This is a genomic window from Litorivivens sp. (assembly GCF_057445395.1).
In genome coordinates this window covers 1-22,857 of record NZ_JBVBUV010000061.1, presented here as the reverse complement: position 1 = coordinate 22,857, position 22,857 = coordinate 1, and the positions used below count along the sequence as shown (strand labels likewise).

Here is a 22,857-nt window from a genome sequence, read left to right as displayed (position 1 = left end):
CCTGCGCACTCGATCCGGTATTTTCCGCATCGACCTTCTGGGATCGAACCCGTTATTACAACGCCAGCCACGTTTTTACCCTTGGCGCGATGCATATGTTTCTATGGGCCGCGCCTGCACTCGAGAGTGATAGAGACAATCCGGTGCGCAGTGCGCAGATGGTTCCTATGCCCGATGCAATCCGTGAGCCTTTCAAAGAGCGTTTTGGTATTGATGCAATACACCAGGGCTTCGGGCAAAGTGAAATTATGCTGTTGATGCGCCGGTTTGATGATGGTAATAAAAGCTGGCCGCCAAACTCTCTGGGAACGCCAGCCGCAGACATCGACGTGGCCTTACTGGACGAAAATGATCAACCGGTGCCGGCAGGTCAGCCCGGCGAAGTCTGTATTCGCGAGAAATCTCCCCACGTGTTGTTCAATGGCTATTTTAATAACGCGGCTGCAACCCGCGAAGCCTTTCGCAACGATTGGTATCACACTGGCGACCTGCTGCGCCAGGATGACGAGGGCCACTACTATTTTGTCGACCGTAAAAAGGATCTGATTCGTTACAAAGGTCGCAGCGTGTCGTCGGTAGCGATCGAGGCTATTGCTCGCAATCACCCGGCAATTAGCAGTGTTGCGGTGTTTGGTGTCCCGTCCCGAGAACTCGAATCCGAACACGAAATAATGTTGGTAGCTATTCTGGAAACCGGACAGACGGTAAGCGAAGAAGAACTGGCCCGCTTTATAAACCAGAACGCACCGTACTTTTTTGTGCCGCGCTATATCGAATTTGTCAGCGAGTTACCAATGACACCAACCCAGAAAGTACAGAAAAACAAATTGCGTGAACGGGGGCTAACTCCCAGTACCTGGGATGCAAAAGCGGCGGGCTTCGAGGTGGAGCGCTAATGGCACAGACAATATCCCAGCTGAAACAGAGATCTGGTAGCTTTGATTGGGGGCACAGTGTTGAGCTGGACGATGTGCGTGGTGAAGTTGCCATTGTTGGTATTGGCGAGACCGAATACAGCGGCCCCTCAGACCGGAATGCAAAAGATATGGCGTTGGCAGCCGTTGCTGCAGCAATAGCGGACGCGGGGCTTAAGCCGCAGGATATTGATGGCTTGATGATCAGCCCCGGTATTAGTGATCAGCTCACCCCTGAGGATTTTCGTCAGCACTTTCAGGTAACGCAGGATATCTGGTTTTCACAGGAGGGCGGAGCAATGATCTGGGGCGCGACCTGCGCTCATACCGCCGCGCATGCTATTCGTGCCCGTAAAGCTAGAAATATTGTGAATGTGTTTGCGGTGGATTGGGCAACAGCGCGTGCCAGAGGAACGGGAACCCCCGGTGACTGGCACGCTAGCGAGCCAATGAAGGCGGGTTTTGAGCTGCCCTATGGCTGGTTTCCCCAGCCGCTGTATTTTGCGACATTTATGCACCGACACATGCACGAATTTGGCACCACGGATGAACAGTTAGCCCAGCTGCCGCTAACCTTTCGTCGTCATGCTAATACCCATGATGGTGCGGTAATGAACGCGCGCACGATGTCGCTGGAGGAGTATCTGGCCCGCCCCATGCTTGCCGACCCCTTTCGGGTTGAAGACTGCTGTCTGATCTCGGATGGTGCTGGTGCTTTCGTCATGTGTGCGGCCGAACGGGCAAAAGATTTTCCGCACCCACAGGTGGTTGTTGAAGGGGTAGGCCGGGGCTGTATTGATGGAGCGCCTTATATCAGCCAACAAAAAAAGCTTACCGCAACGCCACAGACCTTTGCCGCCCCCTGGGCTTATGCCATGGCAGATTGTTCAGCGCAGGATCTCGATGTAATTGCGGTTTACGACTGTTTTTCTGGCACCGCTCTTATGCAGATAGAGGATATGGGTTTTTGCGAGAAAGGCGAAGGGGGAGCCTTTGTTGAAGGCAACCGGCTACATGCCAGTCGTCCGCGGAGCCAGGGTGGAATTCCCTGCAATACTCACGGCGGTCTGCTGTCTCATGCTTATGTACTGGGAATAGCCCACGTAATCGAACTTGTCCGACAGTTGCGCGGTACGGCCCAGAATCAGGTGGATGATGTGCAATTGGCAGCATATGCCGGTTTTACGGCTGACGAAGGGGCGACAATGATTTTGAGTAACCGCTGCTGAAGGACGACTACATGGACTGGAATGATCCCTTGATTGCGCCGTTTTGGGCGGCGAGTGAACGCGAACAGCTGGTGACCTGTTGTTGCAAAAAGTGCGCGCTGGATATCTGGTACCCGGATAATCAGTGTTCTCAGTGCGGTGGCAACACCACGTGGCGGGAGTTGGGCAAGAGCGCCCGGTTACTGTCCTGGACAACGGTTCGCCGACAGATTAATGGCGCCTTTGAGGTGCCATATACGCCAGCGATTGTTGTACCTGACGACGCACCTACCGTTCAGCTCGTTACGCAGTTGTTTTTATCGGAAGGCCAGACGCCGTATTGTGATATGCCACTGGAATTGATTTTTCGAACATTAAAACCCTTGCAGGGCGAACCGTTTATAGCGCCGGTTTACAGGGAGTATCGCACATGAATTTTCAGGTTAGTCCGTTATCTGAGGCGCTGGGCGTAAGAATAGATGGTTTTGATTTTGCCGCTGACCTGAGTCGTTCTGAACGTGAAAAACTCACAGCCTTGTGGCTAGAGCATGGCATGCTGCTGATTCGCGGTGCCAACGCCAACCCACAAACCCAGATCGGTTTCAGCAAACTTTTTGGTGAGCTGGAAGCTCACCCCCTCAAAACTATTCGCAGCGGCGACTATCCTGAGCTGATGGAGCTTAACAGCGAAGACAGCCGCACCAATCCAGTGGCGGTTTGGGATGGTGAAGAATGGGTTGGGCGATTGGGGTGGCATAAGGATCTTATCTATACTGCAAAACCCAATCGCGGCGCGATTTTGCGAGCGGTAAAACTGCCAGAAGTTGATGGTCAGACTGGCTATGCGGATCAGGCCAAGGCCTATGATGCCTTAAGTGATGAGATGAAAGCGCGCATCGATTCGATGAAGGTGGTTTATCGCTTTGAAGTTAATCTCTACAACATGCCGTTTCTGGATACCTCTGGTTACATAGCAGGCCCCGGTGCGCCGCAAAAACCTGCTGATGTGGGTTTTCCCGACTTCCCAGATTCACGCTATCCGCTGGTGCTGACTCACCCGGAAACCGGCCGTAAGATCTTGAATATCTGTCCGATGTTTCTGGAGTGTATTGATGGGTTGGACAAAGCTGAGAGCGATGCGCTGTTGCATGAGTTGGTAGCGCATGTTACTCGGCCGAAGTTTGCCTATCTTCACGCCTGGCAAGAGGGGGATATGATTCTGTGGGATAACTGGCGTTTTATGCACTCGGCGCCAGGGGTGAAACCCGGAGCCAAACGGTTGATTCATCGCACGACGATTCTAGGAGATGTGGTGTTGGGCGAGGCGATTGCTTGATGTTGGCCATTCTGGCTATGTAGAACGGCCTTTCCAAATGTTTTATTTTGGCTTTAGTTTCGCTCTGCTTGGCGACCTACTTTTTTTGCATGCCTCAAAAAAATTAGGCAAGAAAAAGAGCCCCGTTTCGGCGCCCTTCAGGTTCCCTGCAATGCTCGATCGACACCGGTCGCTGCGCAACTCGACCTTCGCGGCTGTCGCCGCTGCGGGGCTCGAGCAGTGCTCGCTCTGCTCCAGTGTTGTTCTGCGTTTCTCGGCGCCTTCAAAAGGGGGGCTATCGGATGAATTTGTGGCCGCGTGAATAACGTAAAATGTTAATGAAAATCATGCGATGCCACCTCCAGTGCTAATTCCTGCGTCGCATTTTCAATATGCAAAGCCACTACATGAATCACTGGTGGTGTAGAAAACCCTTCGCGTTTTGGTGGGTCTGCCCGCTGCAGCAAGCCCTTCACGATTAGCAGACGACCACCAAGAATCGCCTGGCGACACTGTTCCTGTACTTGCTTCCACACAACGATATTGCTGTTGCCGGTTTCATCTTCCAGTGTAATAAACAGTACCCCCGAGGCCGTGCCAGGGCGTTGACGGCAGGTTACCAAACCCGCAATGCGAATAAACTGGCCATCGCGGATGCTGTTGAGTTCTTCTGCTTTACGGCAGGTTTTAAAGCGCGAACGCTCGCGCAATAGAGCCAGCGGGTGGCGTCGCAGACTGAGGCGGCTGAAGGCGTAGTCAGCCCGAACATCCGAAATCTCTGAGGGTGAAGGCAGTATTATGTTGTCATCCAGATCCTGTTCGGCGGGCAGGAAAGCGTGATGTTGTTCACTGGCGCTTACCTGCCACTGACTCTGGTGGCGGTGCAGCTTGAAACTGGCGAATACATCGGCGCGGGTAAGGGCGTGGCGCTCTTGCTTATTCAGTGCAACGCGCGCCAGAAAATCTGCCAGTGAGGCGTACTTGCTATCGCGACGGCCCTCGATAATGCGTGTCGCCGCTGACAGGTTGAATCCTTTGACCTGGCGCAGCCCCAGCCGCAGTTTGGGTTGGCTGGCGTGAATGTCTTCCAGTGTGTAATCCCAGTGACTGTGGTTGACGCAGTAGGGAAGCACAGTAACGCCATGCCGCTGGGCATCCTGTAACAACTGTGAGGGGCTGTAAAAACCCATTGGCTGGCTGTTTAGCAGGCCGGCAAAAAACGCAGCAGGGTGATGGCGTTTGAGCCATGCCGAGGCGTAGGCCAGCAAGGCAAAGCTGGCGGAATGGGATTCTGGAAATCCGTAGGCGCCAAAGCCTTTCATCTGATTGAACAGGCGCTCAGCAAACGCCTCGCCATAGCCGTTAGAAATCATGCCTGCGACCAGCTTTTCCCGAAAGGTGTCGAGCTTGCCGTTACGTCCCCAGGTGGCCATGGCCCGACGCAGCTGATCCGCTTCGCCGCCAGTGAATCCGGCAGCCACCATGGCGAGCTGGATAACCTGTTCCTGAAAAATGGGTATGCCCAGGGTGCGTCCGAGTACTTTCTCAACGGCTTCGTTTTCATAGCTCACTTGTTCCAGCCCCTGCCGTCGTAGTAAGTAGGGGTTGACCATGTCGCCTTGAATAGGGCCGGGGCGAACGATGGCGATTTGGATGACCAGATCGTAGAAACAGCGCGGCGCCAGTCGTGGCAGCATGGTCATCTGCGCGCGAGATTCAATCTGGAAAACACCAACGCTGTCAGCCTGGCAGAGCATGTCGTAGGTGGCTGGGTCTTCGGCGGGAATGTCCTGCAGGGTGAATTCCCTGTTCTGTTGCTGGCTGATCAGGGCGAGGCTTTTACGAATGCTGCTGAGCATGCCGAGGGCGAGAATATCTACCTTCATCAGTTGCATGGCTTCGAGATCTTCCTTGTCCCATTGAATAATAGTGCGCTCGGCCATGGCTGCGTTTTCCAGCGGTACGATACCCGCCAGCGGCTCGCGGCCGATAACGAACCCGCCTACGTGCTGGGACAGGTGCCGGGGAAAGCCGTAAAGCTGCTGCACCAGTTCGTAAAAATGCGCTGCGGTCTGGCCTTGTAGGCCCAATTCCTGTAGCCGCTGTAACAGTGCCTCACGCTTGTCCCACCAGGCCAAGGATTTACCAAGCTGGGTAATCATGGCTTCGTCGAACCCCAGAGCCTTGCCCACGTCGCGTACGGCGCTGCGCATCTGGTAAGTGATTACAGTGGCAGCGAGAGCAGCGCGGTCGCGACCGTATTTTCGGTAGATATACTGAATGACTTCTTCGCGTCGCTCGTGCTCGAAGTCTACATCGATATCAGGTGCTTCATCGCGTTCTTTGGAAATGAAGCGCTCAAACAACAGTTGTCCGCGCGACGGGTCTACCTCGGTGATATGCAGGCAATAACACACTGCTGAGTTAGCTGCCGAACCCCGTCCCTGGCAGAGAATATTCTGACTGCGGGCAAATTGGACAATGTCATACACAGTCAGAAAATAATGCTCGTAGCTCAGTTCACTGATCAGACTTAGTTCATGTTCGATCAGGCGATTAACGGTGTCGGGAATTCCTCGGGGCCAGCGCTTGTGGGCGCCAGCCTCGGTTAGCTCACGCAGAAATTCAGCAGCTGTTTTACCAGCGGGCACCACTTCATCCGGATACTGGTAGCTAAGTTCGCTGAGCGAAAAATGGCAGCGCCTGGCGATGTCTGCGCTTTCTTCGAGCAAGGCTGGTGGGTAGAGCGATGAGAGGGTTTTGAGGTCGCGCAGATAGTTTTCACTGTTTGCATTGACGTGACTGCCGAGTAAGGCCAGCGGGGTGTTCAGGCGAATAGCACTGAGAATGTCATGCAATGGTTTGCGCTGGCGCTGGTGCATCAGGATGCCACCGCAGGCGGTCATAGGGAGGTTCCAGTCGTTTGCCAGCGCATGACAGCGCTGGTAAAACAATTGCTCGCCCTGGCGGTGTAGACGCTGAAAGCCGATCCATAGGCGGTCGTTGAAAAGGTTCTTCAGTGATTCTGCATAAGCTGTATGTTCGGTGAAATCTTTTTCGTTATACGGCAATAGCCAGAGAGCAAAGCAGTGGCGGATGCGTTGGGTAAGATCTTTCAGTGACAGGCGGTAGCTGCCTTTTTCGCTGTTCAGCCGCGCCTGGGTGATCAAACCTGACAGTTCCATATAGGCGCGCTTATTGGGGCAAAGTAATACCAGGTGGAGACCTTCTTCCAGGTGGAACTCTGATCCGACAATTAGTTTTAGTTGTCGCTCATTGGCGGCAATATTCGCTCGCACGATGCCGGCCAGGGAGCATTCGTCGGTGATGGCCAGTGCCTCGTAGCCCAATTCGGCGGCGCGTTCTACCAGCTCTCGGGCGTGGGACGCGCTGCGCAAAAAGGAAAAGTTACTCAAGCAGTGCAGTTCTGCGTAGTGTATCTGTGTTGAGTGTGCGGTGTTCATCAACCAAACCAGCCGTGCAGATACCAGTGTTGATGAAGACAGTCACGAAATATCCAGCACAGGCTATGTTTGCAGGTGCGGGCAATGTAATAGTCTCTGGCGTGACGCTGTCGCCACCACTGGTTATCGAGCCGCTCGGGCCCCTGCAGAATCTCCAGTGTTCCCTGCCAGCAGGGTTGGCCATTTTTTTCCTGCAACCGAAGGGGCTTCTCCAGTAACCAGAGGGGACGCCGGGTCTCTGTCGATCTGTCAGTGGTTGTTTGGCCAGCGGTCTTGCTGGTTGGCGGCGGGTGAATCGCTGCCTGTTCCGGCAGATGAGCGCTATGTAGTGCTGGCTGCTGCAGTGCGGCGGTACCGAGGCGGGCTCGGAGTTTATCGAGCACGGCGACGTAGCGGGTGTGGCGCTCGTGATCAAACGGACTGGAGTGGGGAAAGAGATCATTGCTGTGTTGCTGTACCGCGTCAAAATGGTTGCAGCGCAGGGCCAGTGAGTCTACCGGGCCGGACAGTTCGAACTTTTCCAACTGCAACAGCACAAGTGCCAGTAGAGCGCGGCGGTCGAAATGGGTATGTGACACAGGCATGTGCAGTTCGCTGTGTTGGCCGTCGCAATAGTAAAACTGCCAGTGCAGTTCGCGGCAGACCCACTGCTTGAGCTGCAGGTAGTGGCCGAGCTCATCGAGTAGTCCGGCAGCGGGAAAGCGCAGCTCTTCACTGCGATTGAGTTCGCCGTTGAACTGACGTTCACTGAAAAATTTGTCTGGAGGTTGATAGTAGGGTCTTGGGTCGGGCTGCTGACCGTAGAGTTTTTCCAGCATCAGACTGAAATCTTTGCCAAGACGGCGGCTCAGGGCTGTGCGGGGCAGCTGGTGGACTTCGCCAAGTGTATTCAACCCCAGTGTCAGCAGTTGTTCCTTTTGGCGCAGGTCGCAAGGTAGTCGATGGCAGGGTTGGCTATTCAGTAAAGTGGTGACTGCACGTTGGTTAAGTTGGCCATCAGGTGTCAGCAGCGTTTCTGGTGCCGTGTCATCGAAGCTGAGCAGGCTGGCGGCCAGGGGCGTATGAGCGAGGCCGTAGCAGGCCGGGATGCGCCGTTTGCGAAAGCCCCAGCGCAGGCGTTTGAAAATCTTTTCAAAACCGTCAAACAGTTTCAGAGAGCCACTCAGTTCCAATAACAGGCTGTCGGGTTGAGCAATGCTGACCTCAGGTGTAAAGCGATAAGCCCAGAGTGCCAGTTGGTTCAGGCGTTCTGTCATCCGCTCCGGATTGGCAGCACGGCATTGCAGGGCGGGGCAGAGCGTGCGCGCAGAGGCTAGCGACTGGCCTACGCGTACCCCGGCGGCAAAAGCCTCGCGGTTGACCTCTTCGATATGATGCTGGGCCAGTAGAGCCTGAGGGCCGGATTGTCTTTCGTCGGCGGCGAGAGGTTGATCCAGCAGCAGCCGGGGAAAGCGTATACAAAGCCACATCAACGCAATTCCAATAGGCGTGGCCCCGGTTGTCGGCGATGACCGCGATGGGCAAGGCGCAAACGCGTTTTCTGTAGCGAGCGCTTGTGTGCAACAGAGCGGCGTGGCACCGGCCATTGTTCAGGGCTCTGTTGGCGGTGTAGTAGAAAGGCATCGCGGGTAAGGACTATCTGTTGACCGGCCGGGCCGCCGCTCTGCTTTAGCAGCTCCACATGCAATTGTTCTGTGCTGGCGGCAAGCACCAGGCGCAGGGGGGCGGGGGAGCTCTGGTGGCGAAAACTTTCTGCCCGAAAGTGCAGGTGCCAGCAGTTTTGATCCCGGGCTGCCAGTTGCAGGCGTCGTAAGTCCCGGTCGTTGAGACGCTGTTTGCCGGTCCAATTTAACACGGCTGCACAAGTGGCTGAACGCAGCAATTCTTCGCAGGCCCAGAGGTGATCGGTCAATTTATGGGTGTGAATAAACAGGCAATTGTCTAGCACGACGCCAGCCTGCTGGAGGGCAGGCCCATAAGGTGTGAAGGGGGGATTCACCCAGGCTAGTGTCTGTTGCTTACTGAGTCGGGCCAGGGCAGGCAGTAACAGAGTGATTTCCCCCAGCCCGCTGCGATCGCATAGTACCTCAGTGCTCCCGGCTACAGGCCAGCCGCCACTATGCAGGGCGAAATCAAGCTCGCGGTGGCCACTGCTTACGCTATTGCCGCCCGCAGCCAGATTGCGGCGAGCGCTGCGCCATAGCTGGGGATTGTTCAGCAGCTCATTGAGGTTGGGCATAGTGGGTTAGCAGCAAATAAACTGTATATACATACAGTTTATGTTGGCAGGCCTCGCCGAGATTTGCAAGCGAGCAATCACAGCAGAAACCGGGGTCGTAACGAGTATTTTTTGATCAATCAAGAGTGGGTTGTGCAGGGGCAGGGCGGCAAGCGCGAACTTAACTGGGGTTGGCTAAAAAATACTCGTTACGACCCCGGTTTTTGGGCAATAAAAAAGGGGCTGAAAAGCCCCTTTGGTATGCGTTGTGTGGGTTCTCAGGCGACTTGCACCGGAATCGCGTTGCTGCTGTGGCTGACTGTATTGTCCGGGTTCATATAGATCAACCGCGGCTTGAAGTTGATCAGCTCGGCTTCGGAGTAGCTGCCGTAGGCACAGATGATGATGGTATCGCCAACGCCGGCTTTATGGGCTGCGGCGCCGTTGATGGAGATAATGCCGCTGTTGTCCTCGCCACGAATGATGTAGGTGGTGAAGCGCTCGCCATTGGTGACGTTGTAAATGTCGATTTGCTCGTATTCACGCAGGCCCGCCAAATCCAGTAGCTTGCCGTCAATGGCGCAGGAGCCTTCGTAGTTCAGTACCGCGTGGGTAACGACGGCTTTGTGAAGTTTGGCTTTCAGCATGGTGGACTGCATACGCTGTTCCTTTCTGTCTCTAGTGCCTTGTGCCGGCAGATCCGGTTAACGGTGGCTATCAAGCCGGCCCAATTTATTGGGCGGCAAGCATACCCCAGTCAGCGCTGGGATTGAAGTTCAGGGTGACATTGTCAATCAGACGGGTGTCGCCCAGCCGGGCAGCCGCCAGTATAACAATTTCTTCGGTGTCCATTGTTACTTCAGCGAGTGTGCTGGCGTCGCAAATGGAAAAATAGTCGGGCTCAAATCCGGCATCTTGCAGTGTCAGGCGAGCGTGGCGCTCTAGCTCCGCATAACTGTCAAAGCCGCAGGCTATGGCTTCGCGGCAGGACTGAAGGGTTTGATGCAGGAAGGGGGCCGCTTGACGCTGACGCTGGTCGAGGAAGCCATTACGTGAGCTCAGGGCAAGGCCATCTTCTGCGCGCGCGGTATCTACCCCTTCAATGTGAATAGGCATGCACAGATCGGCAACCATCTTGCGGATGACGGCGAGCTGCTGGAAATCTTTTTTGCCGAATACCGCGACATCGGGCTGCACAATCTGGAACAGCTTGGTGACAACGGTAGAGACACCGTCGAAATGTCCGGGTCGGCTTGCACCGCAGTGACTTTCGGAAACGCCAGGTACAGAGACGATGGCCTGCGCGCCCATGCCATTGGGGTACATTTCTTCAACGCCAGGATGAAACAGGTACTGCACGCCCTCTGCAAACAGTTTTTCCTTGTCGGCGGTGAGGGTGCGTGGGTATTTGTCGAGATCTTCGTTGGCCCCAAACTGGAGGGGGTTAACAAAGATGCTGACCACGACAACGTCCCCCAGAGCTCGGGCGCGTCGCACCAGCTGCAGGTGACCTTCGTGAAGGTTGCCCATGGTGGGCACAAAGGCGACACGACGGCCATTGCGTCGTTCGCTGTTCAGGGCTTCTCTCAGCCGCGCTGTTGTACTGAAGGTTTTCATACCACCCAACTTCCTACTCGTGCCATCGCTGATATGCAGATGCAGGTTGCTGTGATGTCAGTCCGCTGTCGCTGCGGGCTGGCGCCCAATCCGGAACTTACGTCCGGCCCACTGCCATAGTGTTTACATTGTGAACAATTGGTAGTGGCGGGCAAGTATGCCCCAATCGTGAGAGGGGTTCAATGCTTTTTGGTAACAAATTTCCGGCGAGTTTGTTACCAAAAGAAGCGTTAAAATTGAGGTAACAAAAAGCACTGAAAGCCACGTCATCCGTGGCTTTCAGTGGGGTTGTTAGCTGAAGCTGTGCTCCGGCCCGGGAAATTCGCCACGTTCCACCGCCTCCCGGTAGCGGGTGAGGGCGTCAGGGATGTCTGCGGCCTCTGTCAGAAAGTTTTTGACAAACTTGGGCAGTCGCCGGGAGATGCCGAGCAAATCGTGCAGAACCAGCACCTGGGCATCGGTTTTGGGCCCCGCACCAATGCCTATAACGGGGATGCTGAGTGCCTCGCTGATACGTTCGCCCAGTTCGGTGGGGACACATTCAATGACCAGTAGGCTGGCGCCCGCATCTTCCAGAGTTTTGGCGTCGGTAATCATGCGGCGGGCACTGACTTCGTCGCGCCCTTGTACCTTGAACCCCCCCAGGGTGTTAACGGACTGCGGGGTAAGGCCGAGATGGCCGCACACCGGGATACCGCGTTCGGTCAGCAGACTGATGCTTTCAGCGAGCCACTGACCGCCTTCCAGTTTTACCATATGGGCGCCGGACTGCATCAGAGCGGTGGCATTGCGCAAGGTATCGTCAATGGTGTTGTAGCTGCCGAAGGGCAGGTCAGATACGATCAGGGCGGTTTCTGTACCGCGATTTACGCATGCTGTGTGGTAGCACATATCGTCCACGGTCACCGGCAGTGTGCTGGTGTGTCCTTGCAGGACATTGCCGAGGGAGTCGCCGACCAGGATGACATCAATGCCGGCCTGATCGACAGCTCGGGCAAACGTGGCATCGTAGGCGGTTAAAACGGCGAACTTTTCGCCGTTGGCTTTCTTGGCCAGCAGGGATTGCGGGCTGATTTTGTTCATGGGAGCTCCCCTTACACCAGGCTAGGGTTGAAGTAGTGGCGTCCACTGTGAATGCGCGGAATATAGTCAAGCAGCTGCTGGAAGTCACGCGGATTGTTGGCAAAATCGATTTCCGAGGCGTTGACGATTAGCAGTGGCGAATCTTCATAATATAAAAAGAACTCACTGTATATCTCGTTGATTTCTTCGAGATAGCGCCTCTCGACCCGCTGTTCGTAGCGGATGCCGCGGTTCTGGATGCGGTTCATCAGTACGTCGGCCGGGGCCTGCAGGTAAATGACGAGGTCCGGTACCGGGGCGTCGAGAGTGAGTTGGTTATATACTTTCTCGTACAGAGCCATTTCGTCGCTATCGAGGTTGGCTCTGGCAAACAGACGGTCTTTCTGCATCAGAAAGTCCGCTACCTTGGTAGGTTTGAAAAGGTCGCTCTGTTTGAACTCATCCAGCTGTTGGGCGCGCTGGAAGAGAAAATACAGTTGCGTGGCCAGGGCAGCCTGGCGACGGTTCTTGTAAAAACGTTCCAAAAAAGGGTTTTCGTCGGCGCGTTCCAGCACGGTTTGATAGCCCAGGTGGTCGGCTAGCTTGTTTGTAAGCGTGGTTTTGCCCACACCTATCGGGCCTTCAACCGCAATAAAGGCCGGTAGTGGCTTGTTTTCAGACATTAACTCTCCCGGTAATCACTGCAGCAGCCAGAGGTCTTCTGCGCTGGCGTAGTCTAATAGTCCGGACAGGCAAGTGCCATCCGGCAAGGTTAAATCCGGCGCTAGCTCGGCCAGGGGGACCAACACGAAAGCTCGTTGCGCAAGACGCGGGTGCGGCACTACCAGGCGAGCAGTGTTGATGGTTTGCTCGCCGTAGAGCAGCAAGTCGAGATCCAGTGTTCGGGGTCCCCACCGCACATCACGTACTCGCCCGTGGAGATTTTCTATCTGTTGCAAGGTGTCGAGCAGAGCCAGCGGAGAGAGCAAAGTATCAACGCTGGCGACAGCATTGACGTAATCTGCCTGCTCGCCAGGCCCCACAGCCTTGCTACCGTAAAAGCGTGAACAGCGCAGGTTGCGCAGGCCAGGGGTGCCGGCAAGCCGGTCGAGTGCCTGACTTAGTTGCCCTTGAGGGTCGGCTTGGTTGCTGCCCAAGCCGAGATAGCATCTAACAGTCACGAGGGTTTCTGGTTGTTGCGGTAGCGAGGCTTGCGCCGGCGTCGGCTATTGTTGCGCGGCTTGTTGGCGCTGGTTTTTTTCAGCATGGCCTCGCGGGTGTCGGCATTGGCTTCCTGGTAGGCTGTCCACCAGGGGCCAAGTTCTTCCGGGATTTCGCCAGATTGTTCCCGCAGCAGCAGAAAATCATAGCCGGCGCGGAAATAGCGGTGCTCGAGCAGTTCCTCGGCACGGCGGCCGCTGCGCCGAGGGAGTCGCAGTTGCAGCTCCCAGATGTCGCGCATGGGCATGGAAAAACGCTTGGGGATCGACGTGTGCTGTATTTGACGCGAAATGGCAGATTGCGCAGCCTGGTGCAGGGCGGGAATTTCCGGAACCCCTTCGGCGAGCAGAATCTTCATTTCCTTTTGCACGACTGGCCAGAGCATCACTGCGTAAATAAAAGCTGGGGTAACCGGTTTGTCCTGGCTAATGCGCAGGTCGGTATTGACCAGCCCCTGCTCGATCAGGGCAATGGCGGTACTGTCGCCACTGTCGAGAATCTCTTGCGTGGCAGGGAATAGCGGACGGAACAGGTCGTAGTGTTTCAGCAGAGCGAACACGCGCAGGGCGTGGCCTTCCATAAAAAGCTTGAGCACTTCGTCAAACAGGCGTGCCGCCGGCACTTCGCTGAGCATGGGCGCCAGCGATTTGAGTGGGGCGGCAGTGTCAGGCGCGATATCAAAATCCAACTTGGCAGCAAAGCGCACCGCGCGGATCATCCGTACCGGGTCTTCCTGATAGCGGCTGCTGGCATTGCCGATAATGCGTACCTGCCGTTTTGCAAGATCGTTCAAGCCGCCGACATAATCGTGAACTGTAAACTTGTCGCTGCAGTAATACAGTGCATTGATGGTGAAGTCGCGGCGCACTGCATCTTCTTCCAGCGTGCCGTACACGTTGTCGCGCAACAGCATACCGTTATCGGCGGCAACGGCTGTTTTGTCGTTGCCGTCACTGTGGCTGCCGCGGTAGGTGGTCACTTCAATGATTTCGCGGCCAAAGCGTACGTGCACGATCTTGAAACGCCGGCCGATAATGCGGCTGTTGCGAAATAGCTGGCGGATTTCTTCGGGGGTCGCGTTGGTGCCAATATCGAAATCTTTAGGGTGTTTGCCAAGCATCAGGTCGCGTACGCCACCACCCACCAGAAAAGCCTCAAACCCGCCGCTGCGCAAACGATGCATAACTTTCAGCGCATTGTCGCTGATATGTTTGCGGGAAATTGGGTGTTCGTCGCGGCTGAGAATGCGAGGAAGCTTGGGTTCCGCTGACTTGCGCGTCACGGCGGAAGTGATTTTTGTCCAGAGATTAGCCACTTATATTGAATAGTTCCTGTGTGCCGTTAGCTGATTACGCGCGGCATTCTAGCATAGATGATTGATCGCCCTGAGCGGTAGTTTATGAGCAGCTCGGAGCCATTGGTTACCGGTAGCCATGGGTGCGGTGTGAAGAGTGCCCTGTGGCTTATAAATACAGCTTTGCATTTTCGGGTAGATAGTGTCGGGGAATCAAGGCGGGTGGGTAGATTTTCAAGGCCCAGAAATGAAGAAGGGGAAAACAATGTCTTCCCCATCCAGGTCTCTATGCAATTGTTTTTATTTGTCTTCTTGCTCTTATTATTATTTTTTACTTGTTATTATTTTTATTTGACAGCTATATAGCAGTTAGCGTGCCAGGTTTGTAAAGTTGTTTATATTCAATGAGATAGGGTAATTCGGGTGACCAGTATTGTCTAAGTATAAGTGCTTATTGTTACTGATCTGCCCGTTGCTTGTTACTTTTACCAATTAGGGTAACGGTGGTTTCTGTATTTTTTGTGACAATTGGTATTTGCTTGGAACTTCTCCGCAATCAGGCGGTCTTCGAGCTCTTTTTCCGTGGAATGCCCAGCCGCTGGCGTCGTTCCCACAGGCATTTGCGGCTCACGCCCAGTTTTTGCGCGAGCTCTGTTTCGCTCATTGAATCCTGGTGTTCCAGAACAAAGCGCTGGAAGTAATCTTCCAGTGACAGGTCTTCGTTGGGATCCAACGCGCTGTTGCTGCTGGACTTACTGGGCTCTGGGTCTTTGCGAGGCTTGTTCTGGGGCTTCTGTTTGGTGCGTATCTGGCTGACGTCGACCAGCTCCAGATCTATGTCCAGCTCATCATTGTCGATCTCGGGGCCGTCGCTGAGGATGACGGCGCGCTCCACAGCGTTTTCAAGCTCGCGAATATTGCCCGGCCAGATATAGGTGGTAATGGCTTGAATGGCTTTCGGCGAAAAATGCATCTCTTCTTTGCCAAGGCGCTCGGAGCTGCGCTGCAAGACGGCTTCAGCAATCTCAAGAATGTCTTTGCCTCGCTCGCGTAAGGGGGGAAGTTCCAGCTGAATTACGCTGATTCGGTAGTAGAGGTCTTCCCGGAAATCGTGATCTCGCGCCATATTTTTCAGGTCGCGGTGGGTGGCGCAGATTAATCGTACATCCACAGTGCGCGCCTGTACTGAGCCAATGCGGCGGATTTCATTCTCCTGAATAAAGCGCAGCAGGCGGGCTTGAGCTTCCATCGGCAGCTCGCCGATTTCGTCGAGAAAGAGGGTGCCGCCGTCCGCTGCTTCGATCAAGCCGATGCGGTTGGTATTGGCGCCGGTAAATGCCCCTTTTTCATAACCAAAGAGTTCGGACTCAATCAGTGTTTCCGGGATGGCGGCACAGTTGACTGAAATCATCGGCTTGTCCGCACGGCTGCTGCGATTGTGGATGGCTTTGGCAACCAGTTCTTTACCGGTGCCGGTTTCGCCGCGGATCAAAACGGTGGCTTCCGTAGGCCCGACTTTACGGATCTTGTCATACAGGGTTGTCATGGATTTGCAGCTGCCGATCATTTCCCCCAGCTGTGGCTGACCGCGTTGGCCGTTGCGCCGGGTGCGACTGGCGGACGAACGATCGTCGCCGGCGTGGAGTTCGATATTGCGACGCACGGCTTCGAGCATTTCGTCATGATCAAAGGGTTTGGCGACGTAATCAACGGCACCGAGCTTCATGGAGTCTACCGCTGAGCGCAGGCTGGCATAGCTGGTCATGACCAGTACCGGCGACTCCGTGTTCTGGATAAGGTCTGTGCCGGGCGCGCCAGGCAGGCGCAGATCCGTGATAATCAGGTCGAAGTCGTCGAGGGTGAAGTTTTGCTGGGCCTCCGTGACTGAGGCGGCCTCCTGCACCCGATAGTCGTTGCGTTCGAGCAGGCGTCGAAGGGCTTTGCGGATTACGTCTTCGTCTTCGACAATCAGTATGTCATTCATCTTTGTCTCGCAATCTGACATTCGTCTGCTGGATGGCGGGCGGGTGTGTTACCAAAATGCCCAGTCCAAGTCGTAACACGACAAAATACCGCTTCCGCTCTGAATTTGCCAGTCTGTCTCAGGCTGTCCGCTCAAAGCGCCGGAAGGTCAGGTGCACGCAGGTGCCCCGATCGCGTCCTTTAACCGGGCTTTCGATTTGGATCTCGCCGCCCAGATCCTCCACGATGTTGTATACCAGTGCGAGCCCCAGGCCAGTACCTTTGCCGGGCTCTTTGGTGGTAAAGAAAGGCTCGAAAATGCGTTCCAGAGCCTCAGGCGGAATGCCGCTGCCGTCGTCACACACGGCAACTTGAACCTGATCGTGATCCGCTTGTGCGGTAACGCGAATTTCCCCGTCACTGTCGCTGGCGTCGCGGGCGTTGGACAGAAGGTTGATAAAGACCTGAATCAGACGCTGGTTGTCGGCGGCAATGATCAATGCCTGAGGGCAATCGTTGACGAAGTGTACCGGTTGCGCCTCCCGGTCGAGGGTAAGCAATTGCAGGGCCTCGTTGACGCAATGTTTTACATCGACGGCTTCAATTTTGCTGACCTGTGCGTCGCGGCCCTGATGGGCGAAATTAACCAGACTCTGGACAATGCCGGTAATGCGTTGTGTCTGTTTGATGATCTGTTCGGCGCTATCCAGTATTTCCGGGTCCTCGGAGTCAAAGCGCAGATTTTGGGCGAGGCAGGCAATGCCGGTTACTGGATTGCCGATCTCGTGGGCGACGCCCGCTGCGAGGCGGCCGATGGAAGCCAGCCGCTCCTGATGTGTGAGTTTACTTTCCATCAGGTGATTGTCAGTTACATCTTCAACGATAATGACCTGTTCACTACGGGTTAAGGGGTCGACCGCTGCTTTATGTAGATTGAGGATGCGGGTAAAAGGCCCTTGTTCGAAATTGTATTTGCGCCAGTGCAAGTCTTCGCTGTTTACAAACTCGTTGAGCAGGGTTTCCCAATGGGAATCCACGTCATTGAGGCGTGAGCCAGTAATGTCTTCGCTGGCAATGCCGGAGAGGTCACTCATGGCTCGATTCCACATCAGAATTTCGCCATCGGTACCTAAAGAGCACAGGCCAATGGGTAGCTCGTCGAGGGTTTGCCGATGGTAGCGACGCAGATTGTTCAGGTCTGCAGCCAGGCCGGTGAGGTGGGCGTTGTAGAGTTCCAACCGGCTTTCGATAAAGGTAATGTCTTCGCTGCCTGTGCTGGGGTCGCCGGTGTAGGGCAGCTGCTGATCGACCAAAGATTTGGCAACGCCGGGCCCCATGAGTGCAGACAGGTTGATTTCAATGCGGTCGCGCAGCCGGCGCAGGGCATAGGGGCGCCGTTCGTCGGGTGCGAGCCGCAGTTCTTCCAGTGCTTTGGCAACTTCGCGCTGGGCCACGTGCTCGCCCAGTGCGTAGGCCAGGCGCTGCTGCATCTCGGCAGCATCACGCAGATCCAGCAATTGTCGAGCAGGTCGGTTTAGATCATCCAGGGTACAGGCTTCGGCGGCAATGCGTTCTTCATTGCGCGTGGGCGTAAGCAGCGACACGGCAATAAACATCAGTGCGTTGGCGGTTAGTGACACGGCTACGACTGCAACCCAAGCCAGTTCGTCGGGCAAATCGGACACATAAAATGAGGTCACCCAGTTGCCATCAATGGCATCGACGAGCGTTGCTAATGAGCCCATCGTCCAAACGAGGAATCCTGCCAGCAAGCCGGCAATCAACCCATAACTGTTAGCCCTGGGCCAATAGAGAATGGCCAGTGTGCCGGGCAGAAATTGTGCGCAGCCAGAGATTGCGGCGATTGCCAGTTGCGAGAAGGTGTGCTGGTCGGGCATCAGCTGGTAAAAGCCAAAGCCTGTGAGAATAATCACCGCTATCAGCAGCTGCCGAATACGCAATAGCCAGTGATAGATATCGGTCTTACTGTCTGGCTGGTAGATAGGCAGTATCAGGTGGTTCAGACACATTGAGGCCAGTGCTAGCGTCGCGACAATAATAACGCCGCTGGCTGCGGACAGGCCACCTACGTACACCACATAGGTCAGCCAAGTCTGGTTGGTTTCCAGGCCGATGGCCAGTGAGTAAAACTGGGCGCTGATATCGGAGCCCAGTGCTTCGCCGGCCCACAGAATGGGGAACACGGGCAAGCTGATCAGCAGCAGATAGAATGGAATGCCCCAGCTGGCGGGTTTAAGGTTGGAGGCCTTCGGGTTCTCGGCAAACAGCACGTGGAACACGTGAGGCAGACACACGGCACTGGCAAAAAACATCACCAGCGACATGCGTGTGCTGTCGCCGCCGGCGGGGGTGTTCAGACTCTCAATCAGGTTCGGTTGTGTTGTCAGCCAGGCTTGCATGTCGCCAAAGCTTCCAAACACCAGTTTGATGGAAAAGAAGCCGGTAATCAGTAAGGCGAACAGTTTGACAAGCGATTCAAAGGCGATGGCGGTCACCAATCCGCGGTGACTTTCCCGCGAGTTCAGGTGGCGTGAGCCGAATAGAATCGCAAACACACTGATAAAGATACAAAACAGAAGAGCCAGTCCGTCGCGTTCACCGAGGGAGTTGCCGTCGCTTTGCGTTATCACCAGCATGGACTCGGTAACCGCCTGAATCTGCAGCGACAACAGCGGCAACATGGCGATTAGCATAAACAGGGTGACCAGAGAGCCGGCCCACTGACTGCGGAATCGGAAGGTCAAAACGTCGGCCAATGAATTGAGGCGGTAGGATAGGCAAATACGCATCAACGGCGACAGCAGCAGGGGATAGACGATAAAAGCGGAGGATATTCCCAAGTAGTAGTTTATGTAGCTGTAGCCGGCGTGCCGAGCGTAATCGACAATGCCGTAGATTCCATACGCGCTTACAAAAACCGTTAGTGACAGTACGAAGATTGCCGGGTGTTTGATGATCCGTTCAGGAATGACGTGGCGCTCTGCGGCGTAGGCGATTGCAAACAGCAGTATCAGGTAACCAGTGCCGAGCGCGAATAGCACATGGAGATCAGGGTGCATTGCGGGGAGTGTCCTGTCGCTGGCTGATATAGACAAAGATCACCACGCCGAACCAGATCAGGTGGGGGCGGTACCAGGCAATGCTGCCATCAAGCAGCCACTGCTCCAGCGACGGTGTAAACAGGAAAAACACCGAAAACAACAGTATCAGGGAGGATTGAATATGCATCCGCAGACCTCGTCGGAAGTGCTGCTATGGTAATAGAGGCTCTCCGTGATTGTAAAACGCTGATTCTGGTTGTCCCATGACCGCTGGCAAACGTTGCCGGTCCCAGTGCTTGATCGCCGCCAGCAGTAGGCTATCGATGCTGTGGCGCGAGTCGGGGAGCGGTTGATTTAGAAAGTGCAAGGCCAGCAGCAGATTATCGATTGCGCGACTGTTCTCGACCGGGGCCGCGAAGGTCTGCTTGCTCAATTTATGACCATCGGTGCCGACAATAACCGGGAAATGGAGATAGCGCGGCGCTGGCAGCCCTAGCAGAGATTGCAGGTAGCGCTGTCTCGGTGTCGACACCCACAGATCTGAACCCCGTACCACGTGGGTAATGCCCTGGTAGCCATCGTCGACGACGACAGCCAGCTGGTAGGCGTAATAGCCATCGCGCCGTTTGAGGATAAAGTCGCCAACCTCCTGTTGGAGATTCTGATGCAGTGGCTGCTGCAGATCATCGTGGGCGTGCCAGATGTGATCAGGCACGCGCAGGCGAATGGCGCAGTCGTCAGTTTTTGCGGGGGTAACACAGTGCCCCCGATGAATACCGTCATATTGGCTTAGCTGACGTCGCGAACAGCTGCAGCGAAAAGCTTGTCCGGTATCCAGCAGGTGGGCCAGTGCGGATTCATAGGCAGCTGAGCGAGTGCTTTGTTCCAGCACGTCGCCGTCCCAACACAGGCCGTGATGGTGCAGCGTATCTAAAATTCGGCGATCAGCGCCCGCGATTTCCCGGGGCGGGTCGATGTTTTCCATGCGCACCAGCCAGCGACCATTGCTTGCTTTGGCATCGAGAAAACTGGCGAGTGCGCCAATCAGTGAGCCGATATGGAGAGGCCCGGTGGGCGAGGGGGCGAAGCGACCGATATAAAGCGGATGGGTCATGGCAGGTGAGGTGGTGGGCGGCCCGGGGCCGCCCGGTCAGGATCAGCCGTGTTCCTGCCTTTCCTTGATTTCGTCGAGAGTTTTGCAATCAATGCACAGGCTGGCAGTGGGGCGCGCTTCCAGGCGCTTGATGCCAATCTCTACACCACAGGTATCACAAAAACCGTAGTCGTCGTTGTCGATCAGGTTCAGGGTAGACTCAATTTTCTTGATCAGCTTGCGTTCGCGATCTCGCGTTCGCAACTCCAGGCTGAATTCTTCTTCCTGGGTTGCACGGTCGGCAGGATCCGGAAAATTGGCAGCCTCATCTTTCATGTGGGTCACGGTGCGATCCACTTCTTCCATCAGCTCAGATTTCCATTTGAGCAGGATGTTGCGGAAGTGGTCCTTTTGCTTGTCGTTCATATACTCCTCACCCTTTTTTGGCTTATAGGGTTCGAAGTTTTTGAACACTCCCGCTTCTTTTTGCTTTGCTGGCATTGATTCAATCTCTCCATCAACGACTGGAAGTGCGCCGCAGCAGGCCTGTACAGCCAACTACCCCCGGCGCTAAAGCGGCAAAGCTACCAGATTACTCGGGCTCGCGCCATAATAAAAAGACCGCTCTGAATAGGCTTGCCAGACAGATAAGTATAGCTGCTAATGACGCATTCGGACGGTGGCGGCAACGTCTTTGGCTGTTACCATAGGCATTTTTGCCGGAGATGACATCTTGACCCGACCCTACGCCCGTCGCCTGCAGGATATTGAACCCTTCAGAGTAGTTGAAGTACTCACCCGGGCCAAGCAGCTTGCCGCTGCGGGGCGGGACATTGTGCGTCTGGAAGCGGGTGAGCCGGATTTTTCCACGGCCGAACCCATCGTGCGCGCAGCCCAGGCGGCCCTCGCGCGCGGGGAAACCCACTACAGTCAGGCGGCCGGGATACCTGAGCTGCGCGAGGCCATCGCCAACTATTACAAGACCGATTACAACCTGGCTATTGCCCCCGAACGCATCATGATCACCCCTGGTGCATCCGGGGCTCTGCTGCTGATTTCGGGGCTGCTGCTCAACCCAGGTGACGGCATCCTCATGACGGACCCGGGCTACCCCTGCAATCGCAATTTTTTTCGCCTGGTAGAGGGCGAGGGCCAGCTGGTGCCGGTGGGGCCGCAGGATCGCTACCAGCTCACCGCCGAAAAAGCGGCAGCCGCCTGGCGGGAAAATACGGTGGGGGCCATCGTCGCCTCGCCGGCTAACCCGACTGGGGAAATCCTTACCGAGCAAGAGCTGCGGGATCTTTACAGTTTGTGTGAACGCAAAGACGGTTATCTGATTGTCGATGAGATCTACCACGGCCTGGATTATGACGAAAAAGCAGCAAGCATCCTTTCGATTACGGACCAGGCCTTTGTCATTAATAGCTTTTCCAAATATTTCGGAATGACAGGGTGGCGCTTAGGCTGGTTAGTGGCGCCGCCAGACGCAGTGCCACACCTGGAAAAGCTGGCTCAGAACTTGTTTATCTCCATGTCGACGATGGGGCAATACGGTGCCTTAGCGGCCTTTGAGCCTGAAACCAGAGGCATACTCAACAATCGTCGAGATGAGTTCAAGCGTCGACGGGACTATTTGCTGCCGGAGTTGCGACGCCTTGGGTTTGATATTCCGCACACGCCTGCCGGTGCTTTATATCTCTATGCCGGCATACAGAAGTTTGGAGGCAATAGCGCGCAATTTTGTGTGGATATGCTGGAGCAGCACGGAATCTCAATTACCCCTGGTGCCGATTTTGGGCGCTACCGAGCAAATGAGCACGTGCGTTTTGCCTACACGACCTCTATGTCGCGCTTAGAGGAAGCTGTGGCACGGATGGATCGTTTGTTTGCCTAAGGCGTAATGGATAATGCACAGCGTCGCTATGGCAGTCTAGCGCAAGCGAGAAGAAGTAATGTGCGTATCCAATCGGCGCAGTAAAGGCATACTCGATCTATTTCTGAACAAACAGTGGCGTTATCAAGGTAGAGCAGCTTGGTACACAGCTGGCGTGTTCATTGCTGCTATTGTGTACTGTCATTGCAATGTTTATATCGTGTAAGTCGCGGTATTGAAGGGCAGGGATGTGGATCGCCCGTGTATTCTCGCGAAGCGTATGACAGTCGATTAACGCCGTCAGCATCTATCAGAGATTTTTTAGTAACTTTTCGGTCGGCAGGTTAGTGGGTAACTCTATTCGGTAGAGGGTGGATTTGGTTGACAGGAATGTCCCCGCTCCGGAGAATGAAGCTCTCTCTAGGGGGCGCAATGATCGATATCGGTCGTCTGGGCGTACAATCGTCGCTCAGAAATAACTAAAATCAGCTATCGGCTTTTCCGGAGCGGTAATACCAATATGAAGCATACCGTCAGCGTTTTTCTGTTGCTCG

General features: G+C 55.1%; 20 protein-coding genes. 6 read left to right on the top strand and 14 right to left on the bottom strand.

Translation table 11 applies throughout. From position 1 onward, the window contains the following. The 5 genes from AC222A_RS14865 to AC222A_RS14845 all read left to right on the top strand — a co-directional run. Nucleotides 1-896 (top strand): AMP-binding protein (locus AC222A_RS14865; RefSeq protein WP_486775177.1); only part of this gene is annotated, 896 nt, incomplete at its 5' end. Continuing rightward, the gene (locus AC222A_RS14860) at nucleotides 896-2,143 is read left to right on the top strand and encodes a thiolase family protein (protein WP_372759544.1); all 1,248 of its coding nucleotides are present in this window, start codon (nucleotides 896-898) and stop codon (nucleotides 2,141-2,143) included. The genes AC222A_RS14865 and AC222A_RS14860, both read left to right, overlap by 1 nt. An 11-nt stretch (nucleotides 2,144-2,154) precedes the next feature. After that, complete coding sequence (locus tag AC222A_RS14855) at nucleotides 2,155-2,556, top strand: Zn-ribbon domain-containing OB-fold protein (protein ID WP_486775176.1); 402 nt, start codon at nucleotides 2,155-2,157, stop codon at nucleotides 2,554-2,556. After that, nucleotides 2,553-3,458, top strand: coding sequence for a TauD/TfdA dioxygenase family protein (locus AC222A_RS14850; protein WP_486775175.1), 906 nt, complete (start codon nucleotides 2,553-2,555; stop codon nucleotides 3,456-3,458). Before AC222A_RS14855 ends, AC222A_RS14850 begins: the two co-directional genes overlap by 4 nt. After that, nucleotides 3,451-3,759: a hypothetical protein gene (locus tag AC222A_RS14845; RefSeq protein WP_486775174.1), complete on the top strand. Its 309-nt coding sequence runs from the start codon at nucleotides 3,451-3,453 to the stop codon at nucleotides 3,757-3,759. The genes AC222A_RS14850 and AC222A_RS14845 overlap by 8 nt, the downstream gene beginning before the upstream one ends. Nucleotides 3,760-3,772: 13 nt before the next feature. Here the strand turns inward: AC222A_RS14845 and AC222A_RS14840 are convergent, their stop codons facing one another. The 14 genes from AC222A_RS14840 to dksA form a co-directional block, all read right to left on the bottom strand. Next, nucleotides 3,773-6,901 carry an error-prone DNA polymerase gene (locus AC222A_RS14840; protein ID WP_486775173.1) on the bottom strand — a complete coding sequence of 1,043 codons (3,129 nt, stop codon included), beginning with the start codon at nucleotides 6,899-6,901 and terminating at the stop codon, nucleotides 3,773-3,775. Further along, a complete protein-coding gene (locus tag AC222A_RS14835; RefSeq protein ID WP_486775172.1) occupies nucleotides 6,901-8,370 on the bottom strand; it encodes a Y-family DNA polymerase in 1,470 nt (489 codons plus the stop codon). Before AC222A_RS14835 ends, AC222A_RS14840 begins: the two co-directional genes overlap by 1 nt. Next, nucleotides 8,370-9,140, bottom strand: a complete 771-nt coding sequence (gene imuA / locus AC222A_RS14830; protein WP_486775171.1) for a translesion DNA synthesis-associated protein ImuA — start codon at nucleotides 9,138-9,140, stop codon at nucleotides 8,370-8,372. The genes AC222A_RS14835 and imuA overlap by 1 nt, the downstream gene beginning before the upstream one ends. A gap of 257 nt (nucleotides 9,141-9,397) precedes the next feature. Continuing rightward, nucleotides 9,398-9,778: an aspartate 1-decarboxylase gene (gene panD / locus AC222A_RS14825; protein WP_372748620.1), complete on the bottom strand. Its 381-nt coding sequence runs from the start codon at nucleotides 9,776-9,778 to the stop codon at nucleotides 9,398-9,400. A gap of 73 nt (nucleotides 9,779-9,851) precedes the next feature. Next, nucleotides 9,852-10,736 (bottom strand): pantoate--beta-alanine ligase, encoded by an 885-nt coding sequence (gene panC / locus AC222A_RS14820; protein WP_372748619.1) that lies wholly within the window; start codon nucleotides 10,734-10,736, stop codon nucleotides 9,852-9,854. A gap of 291 nt (nucleotides 10,737-11,027) precedes the next feature. After that, the gene (panB, locus tag AC222A_RS14815) at nucleotides 11,028-11,819 is read right to left on the bottom strand and encodes a 3-methyl-2-oxobutanoate hydroxymethyltransferase (protein ID WP_372748618.1); all 792 of its coding nucleotides are present in this window, start codon (nucleotides 11,817-11,819) and stop codon (nucleotides 11,028-11,030) included. Nucleotides 11,820-11,830: 11 nt separating this feature from the next. Further along, nucleotides 11,831-12,481 (bottom strand): deoxynucleoside kinase, encoded by a 651-nt coding sequence (locus AC222A_RS14810; RefSeq protein WP_372748617.1) that lies wholly within the window; start codon nucleotides 12,479-12,481, stop codon nucleotides 11,831-11,833. A gap of 15 nt (nucleotides 12,482-12,496) precedes the next feature. Continuing rightward, nucleotides 12,497-12,979: a 2-amino-4-hydroxy-6-hydroxymethyldihydropteridine diphosphokinase gene (gene folK, locus AC222A_RS14805; RefSeq protein ID WP_372797983.1), complete on the bottom strand. Its 483-nt coding sequence runs from the start codon at nucleotides 12,977-12,979 to the stop codon at nucleotides 12,497-12,499. Next, nucleotides 12,976-14,334 carry a polynucleotide adenylyltransferase PcnB gene (pcnB, locus tag AC222A_RS14800; protein WP_372763682.1) on the bottom strand — a complete coding sequence of 453 codons (1,359 nt, stop codon included), beginning with the start codon at nucleotides 14,332-14,334 and terminating at the stop codon, nucleotides 12,976-12,978. Before pcnB ends, folK begins: the two co-directional genes overlap by 4 nt. 535 nt (nucleotides 14,335-14,869) lie before the next feature. After that, nucleotides 14,870-16,297, bottom strand: a complete 1,428-nt coding sequence (locus AC222A_RS14795) for a sigma-54-dependent transcriptional regulator (RefSeq protein WP_372748614.1) — start codon at nucleotides 16,295-16,297, stop codon at nucleotides 14,870-14,872. A 118-nt stretch (nucleotides 16,298-16,415) separates the two neighbouring features. After that, entirely contained in the window at nucleotides 16,416-19,355 is a 2,940-nt protein-coding gene (locus tag AC222A_RS14790) for a sensor histidine kinase (RefSeq protein WP_372763683.1), read from the bottom strand. Then, entirely contained in the window at nucleotides 19,345-19,524 is a 180-nt protein-coding gene (locus tag AC222A_RS14785; protein WP_372758651.1) for a hypothetical protein, read from the bottom strand. Before AC222A_RS14785 ends, AC222A_RS14790 begins: the two co-directional genes overlap by 11 nt. A 24-nt stretch (nucleotides 19,525-19,548) precedes the next feature. After that, nucleotides 19,549-20,451, bottom strand: a complete 903-nt coding sequence (gluQRS, locus tag AC222A_RS14780) for a tRNA glutamyl-Q(34) synthetase GluQRS (RefSeq protein WP_372758650.1) — start codon at nucleotides 20,449-20,451, stop codon at nucleotides 19,549-19,551. Nucleotides 20,452-20,493: 42 nt separating this feature from the next. Beyond that, nucleotides 20,494-20,931, bottom strand: coding sequence for an RNA polymerase-binding protein DksA (gene dksA / locus AC222A_RS14775; RefSeq protein WP_372758649.1), 438 nt, complete (start codon nucleotides 20,929-20,931; stop codon nucleotides 20,494-20,496). A 232-nt stretch (nucleotides 20,932-21,163) separates the two neighbouring features. Between dksA and AC222A_RS14770 the strand changes: the two genes are divergently transcribed. Then, entirely contained in the window at nucleotides 21,164-22,324 is a 1,161-nt protein-coding gene (locus AC222A_RS14770; RefSeq protein WP_372763685.1) for a pyridoxal phosphate-dependent aminotransferase, read from the top strand. Nucleotides 22,325-22,857 lie beyond the last annotated feature (533 nt).